7 protein-coding genes are annotated in these 6,747 nt (G+C 66.9%); 4 read left to right on the forward strand and 3 right to left on the reverse strand.

All coding sequences use genetic code 11. From position 1 onward, the window contains the following. On the reverse strand, window positions 1–964 hold a 964-nt coding region (locus MZTS_RS21485; protein WP_192285361.1), incomplete at its 3' end, for a phosphatase PAP2 family protein. A 406-nt stretch (window positions 965–1,370) separates the two neighbouring features. Between MZTS_RS21485 and MZTS_RS21490 the strand changes: the two genes are divergently transcribed. Beyond that, window positions 1,371–1,727, forward strand: coding sequence for a CsbD family protein (locus MZTS_RS21490; RefSeq protein ID WP_192285362.1), 357 nt, complete (start codon window positions 1,371–1,373; stop codon window positions 1,725–1,727). Window positions 1,728–1,786: 59 nt separating this feature from the next. On the opposite strand, the gene MZTS_RS21495 is transcribed toward MZTS_RS21490, so the two are convergent. Then, window positions 1,787–2,572, reverse strand: coding sequence for a 3-hydroxybutyrate dehydrogenase (locus MZTS_RS21495; protein WP_192285363.1), 786 nt, complete (start codon window positions 2,570–2,572; stop codon window positions 1,787–1,789). Window positions 2,573–2,785: 213 nt separating this feature from the next. On the opposite strand from MZTS_RS21495, the gene MZTS_RS21500 reads away from it, so the two are divergent. The 3 genes from MZTS_RS21500 to MZTS_RS21510 all read left to right on the forward strand — a co-directional run bounded on the left by MZTS_RS21500 (window position 2,786) and on the right by MZTS_RS21510 (window position 5,997). Further along, window positions 2,786–3,739, forward strand: a complete 954-nt coding sequence (locus MZTS_RS21500) for an acetyl-CoA carboxylase carboxyltransferase subunit alpha (RefSeq protein ID WP_192285366.1) — start codon at window positions 2,786–2,788, stop codon at window positions 3,737–3,739. Then, on the forward strand, window positions 3,736–4,449 hold the full coding sequence (locus MZTS_RS21505) for a DUF1796 family putative cysteine peptidase (RefSeq protein ID WP_192285364.1): 714 nt from the start codon (window positions 3,736–3,738) through the stop codon (window positions 4,447–4,449). The genes MZTS_RS21500 and MZTS_RS21505 overlap by 4 nt, the downstream gene beginning before the upstream one ends. 147 nt (window positions 4,450–4,596) lie before the next feature. Then, the gene (locus tag MZTS_RS21510; protein ID WP_192285365.1) at window positions 4,597–5,997 is read left to right on the forward strand and encodes a L,D-transpeptidase family protein; all 1,401 of its coding nucleotides are present in this window, start codon (window positions 4,597–4,599) and stop codon (window positions 5,995–5,997) included. Between the two features lie 37 nt (window positions 5,998–6,034). Here MZTS_RS21510 and MZTS_RS21515 read toward each other — a convergent pair whose 3' ends face one another. Further along, the gene (locus MZTS_RS21515; RefSeq protein ID WP_210329424.1) at window positions 6,035–6,697 is read right to left on the reverse strand and encodes a DUF2490 domain-containing protein; all 663 of its coding nucleotides are present in this window, start codon (window positions 6,695–6,697) and stop codon (window positions 6,035–6,037) included. Window positions 6,698–6,747: the final 50 nt, after the last annotated feature.

Here is a 6,747-nt window from a genome sequence, read left to right on the forward strand (position 1 = left end):
CTAAAATCCTGCATAGCTCGACGAACAGGGTCGCCATGGCGACGTGCAGGCTGGGGAAGGCGGAGATGCCCGAGCCGAGTTGCGGCTTTCCCGCCTGGAAACACGCCCAGAGATATTGCTGGATGTCCCAAGCCGAGAACGGGCGGCCGCTGCTGAAGGCGAGATAATCGATCAGTTCGCCGTATCGCGCGTGATCTCCGGTGATCTGGCCGTAGAAGGCGGGGCCGCCCGACATGCCGAGTGCCGCGACCGCATTGCCCAGCAGGGCGAAGCACAGGAACATCGTCAGGATGTAGCGCACGCGCAGCTGAGCCAGATCGCGCCGGAGGCCGAGCAGGATCGGCAAGCCGATGAGGAGACCGAGCCAGACCGGCACGTAGAGGAACTCGACGAACCGGGTGACGGCGGGTTGGCCCAGGACGAGGTGAAGCAGCCGCCACGGCGTATAGCCGAAATGCAGCCAGCGGCTGAAATCGGCGATCTGCTTGTCCTGCCAATCCAGGGCGAAGAGCGGAAGCATGTTCTTCAGCGACGTGAAGGCGCCGTAGAACACCGCCATGTTGATCAGTAGCGCCAATGCCGGGAGTGCACGGAATCCGATGCGTCCCCACATCCGGATCACGGCGGCGGTGAGCGGACGTCGGGAGCGGCCGATCGCCGAAATCGTGACTTCGACAACAAGCAGATACATCACCAGGCAGAGTGCGGCCGCCCTCATCCAGAGCCAAAGATAGACGGTCAGGACCAGACGATCGGTTGCATCGAGCGCTACGGCTGTCACCGCCGCGATGAGGAGGTACAGCGCCGTCAGGGCATGCAGGGGAAGGTCGTGGAGCAATTCCCGGACAAGGACCGATCCCGATACGACACGGAAAGCCGAAGCCGGACGGTGGCACCGTGCCTGACGCCAAGCCGATAAAAAGGCTGCCTCGATCGAACTCGGACTGCGCTTGAATGCGATCATGGGCAGTGGTTTTCAGGTCATTCAACCGATGATAGGATCCGACCTCTTTATTGATGGTTAATCTGATCGAGTGAAATTGTTATTTGAAAAATTGCAAACAATACTTTTCGCCGAAGGCAACCGGGAGATGATTGGCCAAGAAATGATCCGCGTCGCCTGGGAAGTATTTCTGCCATCGCGTGCGGATGCATCCTGTTCCGGGTGACCGGCAACGGGCCCGGGTGATTCCGGGGATCCTTCCGGGCGAGTCGGCCCCGGGTCGGCGCATCGACACGCGGCCTCCGCGAACCGACCGCCCCGCTTTTTCGCCGCGTTGCGGGACCGATTCCGTCCTCGAACGTTCTTCTGTCCGAAGCCCGCTCGAAACACTCAAGGTGGCGGGCGGCGAAGGATGAGGAGTTCGACCATGGTTGATACGGATCGCATCGTCGGGACCGCCAAGGATCTCGGCGGCCGGGCGCAAGGCGCGGTGGGCGATGCGCTCGGCTCGAACCGGGACTCGCTGGAGGGCCGCTACCGGGAGGCCGAGGGCCGGGCACAGCGCATCTACGGTCAGGCCAAGGACACGGTCCGCGATCTCGCCGACGATGTCGGCGACTATGCGGAAGAGGCCTATGACCGCGTCAGCCGCCACGGCGGCACCTATCTGCGCGATGGACGCGAGCGGGTCGAGACCCAGGTCGGAGAGAACCCCTTCCTCGCCCTGCTGATCGCCGGCGCGGTCGGATACGGCCTCGCCCTGCTGCTGCATTCGCGCCGCTGAGCGGAAGCGGCACCGCGGCGGGACGACCCTGCCGCGGTGCGTGGACACGCAAGGACAGGCTATTGCGCCGTCCAGCCGCCATCCATGGCGATGTTGGCGCCAGTGATCTGGCTGGCGCCGTCCGAGCAGAGGAAGACGGCTAGCGCCGCGACCTGATCCACGGTCACGAATTCCTTGGTCGGCTGCGCCTTGAGCAGCACGTCCTCGATCACCTGTTCCTTGGTGAGCCCGCGCGCCTTCATCGTATCCGGGATCTGGCTCTCCACCAGCGGCGTCCAGACATAGCCCGGCGAGATGCAGTTCACGGTGATGCCGTGGGTGGCGAGTTCGAGCGCCGCCGTCTTGGTCAGCCCGACGACACCGTGCTTGGCCGCGACATAGGCCGACTTGTAAGGCGAGGCGACCATCGAATGCGCCGAGGCGGTGTTGATGACCCGGCCCCAGCCCTTCTGCTTCATGGGGGGAATCGCCGCACGCAGGGTGTGGAAGGCCGAGCACAGGTTCAGCGCGATGATCTGGTCCCATTTCTCGACCGGAAATTCTTCGATCGGCGAGACGTACTGGACGCCGGCATTGTTCACGAGGATGTCGATGCTGCCGAAGGTCTCGGTCGAGAGCCCGATCAGTCCGGCGATCTCGTCGGGCTTGGTGAGGTCGGCGGGCGAGTAGACGGCCCTGACCCCAAACTCGCTCTCGATGCCGGAGCGGGTGCGCTCGATCTCCTCCGGCTTGCCGAAGCCGTTGAGGACGATGTCGGCGCCCTCCTTGGCGAAGCCGCGGGCGATGGCGAGGCCGATGCCGCTGGTCGAGCCGGTCACGACGGCCGCTTTCCCATTCAGGCTCATGGATTCCCTCCGGTTCCGGGCCGCGCGGCCCCCTCCGCGCAGGCTTGCCCGAAGCGGCCGGCGAAGTCGATTGTGCTGCGGTGCGGCGACTGACGCAAAGCGGCGGTTGACACCCATGCCCGCTTCCCCGAACACCTCGCGCCGATGGCGGGGCCGGGCGCGATTGCCTGCACGGATACCGAACAAGAGTTGGACCGACGATCGATGGCGGTGATGCGCTCCTATCTCGACTTCGAGAAGCCCGTGGCGGAACTCGAAGCGAAGCTCGAGGAACTGAAGGCGCTCGGCCAGCGGGACGGGGCCGTCTCGATCAGCGAGGAGGTCGGACGCCTCGAAGCCAAGGCGGCCCAGGCGCTCGCCGAGATCTATGCCGCCCTCACCCCCTGGCAGAAGACCCAGGTCGCCCGCCATCCGCAGCGACCGCATTTCGTCGATTACTGCGCCGGGCTGATCGAGGAGTTCACCCCGCTCGCGGGTGACCGCACCTTCGGTGAGGACGAGGCGATTCTCGGCGGCTTCGGCCGCTTCCGCGGCCGCCCGGTCTGCGTCATCGGCCAGGAAAAGGGCGCGACCACCGAGACCCGGCTGCGCCACAATTTCGGGATGGCGAAGCCGGAGGGCTATCGCAAGGCGGTGCGCCTGATGGAAACCGCCGACCGCTTCGGCCTGCCCGTCATCGCCTTCGTCGACACCGCCGGCGCCTTCCCCGGCATCGAGGCGGAGGAGCGCGGTCAGGCCGAGGCCATCGCCCGCTCGACCGAGGCCTGCCTCGCCCTGGGCGTGCCGAACGTCGCCGTCGTCATCGGCGAAGGCGGCTCGGGCGGTGCCATCGCCATCGCCACCGCCAACCGGGTGCTGATGCTGGAGCACGCCATCTACAGCGTGATCTCGCCGGAGGGCGCCGCCTCAATCCTCTGGCGCGACCAGGGGCGGGCCCACGATGCCGCCACGGCCATGAAGATCACCGCGCAGGATCTGCTGCGGCTCGGCATCATCGACGGCATCGTGCCGGAGGCGACCGGCGGCGCCCACCGCGACCGTGCGGCGGCCCTCGACGCGACCGGCGAGGCCGTCGCCCGTGCGCTCGCCGAGTTCGAGGGGCTGAGCCGCGACGAGATCCGCGACCGGCGGGCGCAGAAATTTCTCGAGATCGGCCGCAAGCTGTGAGGCGCGCCCTCGGCGCGGGGCTTCTCCAAGGCCTGCGCCGGCTCGGCTGGCGGGACCGGCGCGAGCCCGGCGCGATCAACCACGTCTCCCTCGGCAGCCATTGCCAGACCGCGCAGATCCTCAAGACCCTGGGACTGCGCACGTGGTCGGCCCCGTTCGACTGGATCTTCTCCTCGCCGGGGATGGTGCGCGACTGCCTCGCCGACGATTTCGCGGATCTGCTCGACCGGCGCCACTACGAGAGCACCCCGCTGCCCGAGCGCCGGGCGCCGAACGAGACCCGCTGCCGGCATCTGTTGTACCGCGAGCGCCACGCGATTCCCTTTGTGTTCAACCACCACGATCCGGCTACCAGCGACGAGGATTACCGCTTCCTCCAGGCCGGGGTGCGGCGTCTGCGCGCGGCCCTGGACAGGCCGGGAGCCCGCAACCGCCTCTATCTGCTCACCGCCCTTCCCACCGAGGCGGAGACGGTGCGGGCCATCCGTGACGCCCTCTCGGCGCGGTCGGCGGACAATCACCTCACGTTCCTGCACCTGCATCAGGGCGAACGGCCATCGGTGACGGAGCTGGCGCAGGAGCCCGGCCTCGACTGGCTGCGCATCGAGACCCGCTCGCCCTCGGTCGGCCTGCGCTTCGCCGACCCCGCCGATGACGCCTTCGTGACCGACCTCATCGGCGCGCGGGGTCGCTTTCCCGCCAGGTCGTGACCGTTCTGCAACGCAGGCCGACAAACGGGCCGGCCGCATTGCGGTAAGCTCTGGGTAAGTTTAGCGAGGCTATTGGGTTAGGGGAGTGACGCCCGCAAAGGTGGCAGCGAAGCCCCGCGGGCGAGGACACGTAAGGACGGGTTCCCCATGGCTGTGCGTCCGCTCGCGGCTGCTGTGCTTGCCGCTGTGGTGATGCCTCTCGCGATGACCCTCGGCGCCTGCCAGGACAGCACCATGCTGGGCGGCGCCTCCGGCCGCGGTCTGACGCCGATTCCGCCCCAAGTGCTCTCGCTGATGCAGAGCAAAGGCATGCAGCCATCCGATCCGATCCTGATCCGCGCCTACAAGAAGGAAGCGGAGATGGAGGTGTGGAAGCGCGGCGCCAACGGGCAGTATGCGCTCCTGAAGACCTATCCGATCTGTCGCTGGTCGGGTCAGCTCGGCCCCAAGACCAAGCAGGGCGACCGGCAGGCGCCGGAAGGTTTTTATACGATCACGCCGGGTCAGATGAACCCGAATTCCAGCTATTACCTTTCATTCGACGTCGGCTATCCCAATGCCGTCGATCGCGCCAAGGGCGGCACCGGCAATTACATCATGGTCCACGGCACCTGCTCGTCGGCAGGTTGCTTCGCCATGACCGATGCGTCGATGGGCGAGATCTACGCCCTTGCCCGTGAGGCGTTCAACGGCGGCCAGCGGGCGTTCCAGTTCCAGTCTTACCCGTTCCGGATGACGGCGGCGAACGTCGCCAAGTTCCGCAACGACCCGAATGCGCCGTTCTGGAGGAACCTCAAGGAAGGCTCGGATTACTTCGAGGCTCTCAAGGAGGAGCCGCGGGTCGCGGCCTGCGGCACCAAATACGTCTTCGGCGGCTCCGATGTGGCGGCGGGCAATTGCACGCCGCGGGTCGATCCGCTGGTCGCCGAGAAGCGCGAGCGCGACAACCGAGAGGTCGCGGAGCTGATCGCCAAGGGCACGCCCGCCACCCGCGTCGTCTACGAGGATGGCGGCCAGAATCCCGTCTTCCGCCCGCAGCAACCGCAGGCCGTCACCTTCGCGAGCCTGACCGAGTCCGACAAGGACAAGGAACTGGCCTACACCGCCAAGGAATACGGCCGCCACAATCTCGGTGAGATCAGCCGGCCGGAGAGCCTCGCCCTCGGCCCGAACGAGTTCGAGGTCGATAGCAAGGGCAAGCCGATTCTCGTCGCCGCGGCGCCCGCCGACGCCCCCGGTCCGACCAAGGCCGCGGCCGCCCGCAAGGAGCAGACGAAGCCGACGACGGTGGTCGCCGTGCAGGAACCGGCCAAGGACGGTGACGCGAAAGCTGCCGCCGGCAAGGCCAAGCCGCACCGCATCGCCGTGGCCGATGCGGAGGGCGATGTCGGCGCCTTCAGCAAGGTGCTGGCCGCGAAGCCCGGCAAGGATGAGAAGGCGAAACCTTCGACCAAGGAGGCCGCCAAAGAGACGGTGAAGGAAGCGGCCGCCCCGTCGGTCAAGAAGCCGCACGCCACCGTCACGACGACCGGCTCCCTGCGCAACTGATCGCTCTGCACCGGAGCGCATGCCGGGTGCGGAACCTTCAGTTCCGCACGAACAGGTTCAGGGACAGGATGTGATCCACGGCGACGCCACTCGCCGTCGTCCTGGCCGTCTGGTTCAGGTAGCCGACCTCGACCGTCGATGCGCCGCCGATCGGCAACTCCAGTCCGACGAAACTGCGGATCCGGTCGAAGCCGGCGCGGGCGCCCCAATCCGTGTCGTTCAGCGCCACGAAGAGTTCCGTCCAGCCGATGGCCGAGACGCTGTCCTTCTCCTCCGTCAGCGGCATGGCGAAGCGCAGTTGCTCGCGCAGCCGGAAGCCGACATCGCGCCCGGAGGATTGCCAGCGCTGCTCGAAGCGCGTGCGGGAGGCGGCCTTCACGCCGGAGAGTTCGCCGATCTTCCAGTTGACCTCCTGGAAGCTGCGATCCTCGGTCCGCACGCCGTTGCCCGCGCTGTGAGTCTCGACAGAGGCGTAGCCCTGATAGAGCGTGAGAGTCTGGTCGACCTTCCAGCCGACAGCCGGCCGCAGGATGAGTTGATCGATCTGCGAGATTCCGGTGCCGAAGCGTGGCTGGACCTCGGCGAAGAAGGCCGCATCGCCGATGGAGCCGAACAGCGTCGTGTTGATCCAGAGCTGACCGTCGTGGACGGGCTCGGCGCTGGCTCGTCCACCGGATGCGGCGAGGCACAGGGCGGCCATCAGGTGGCGTGTGCGTCCGGCCACGATCCCCCGCTTAACCCCCTCCCGCC

This window comes from Methylorubrum zatmanii (genome assembly GCF_014845115.1).
Lineage (GTDB): Bacteria > Pseudomonadota > Alphaproteobacteria > Rhizobiales > Beijerinckiaceae > Methylobacterium > Methylobacterium zatmanii.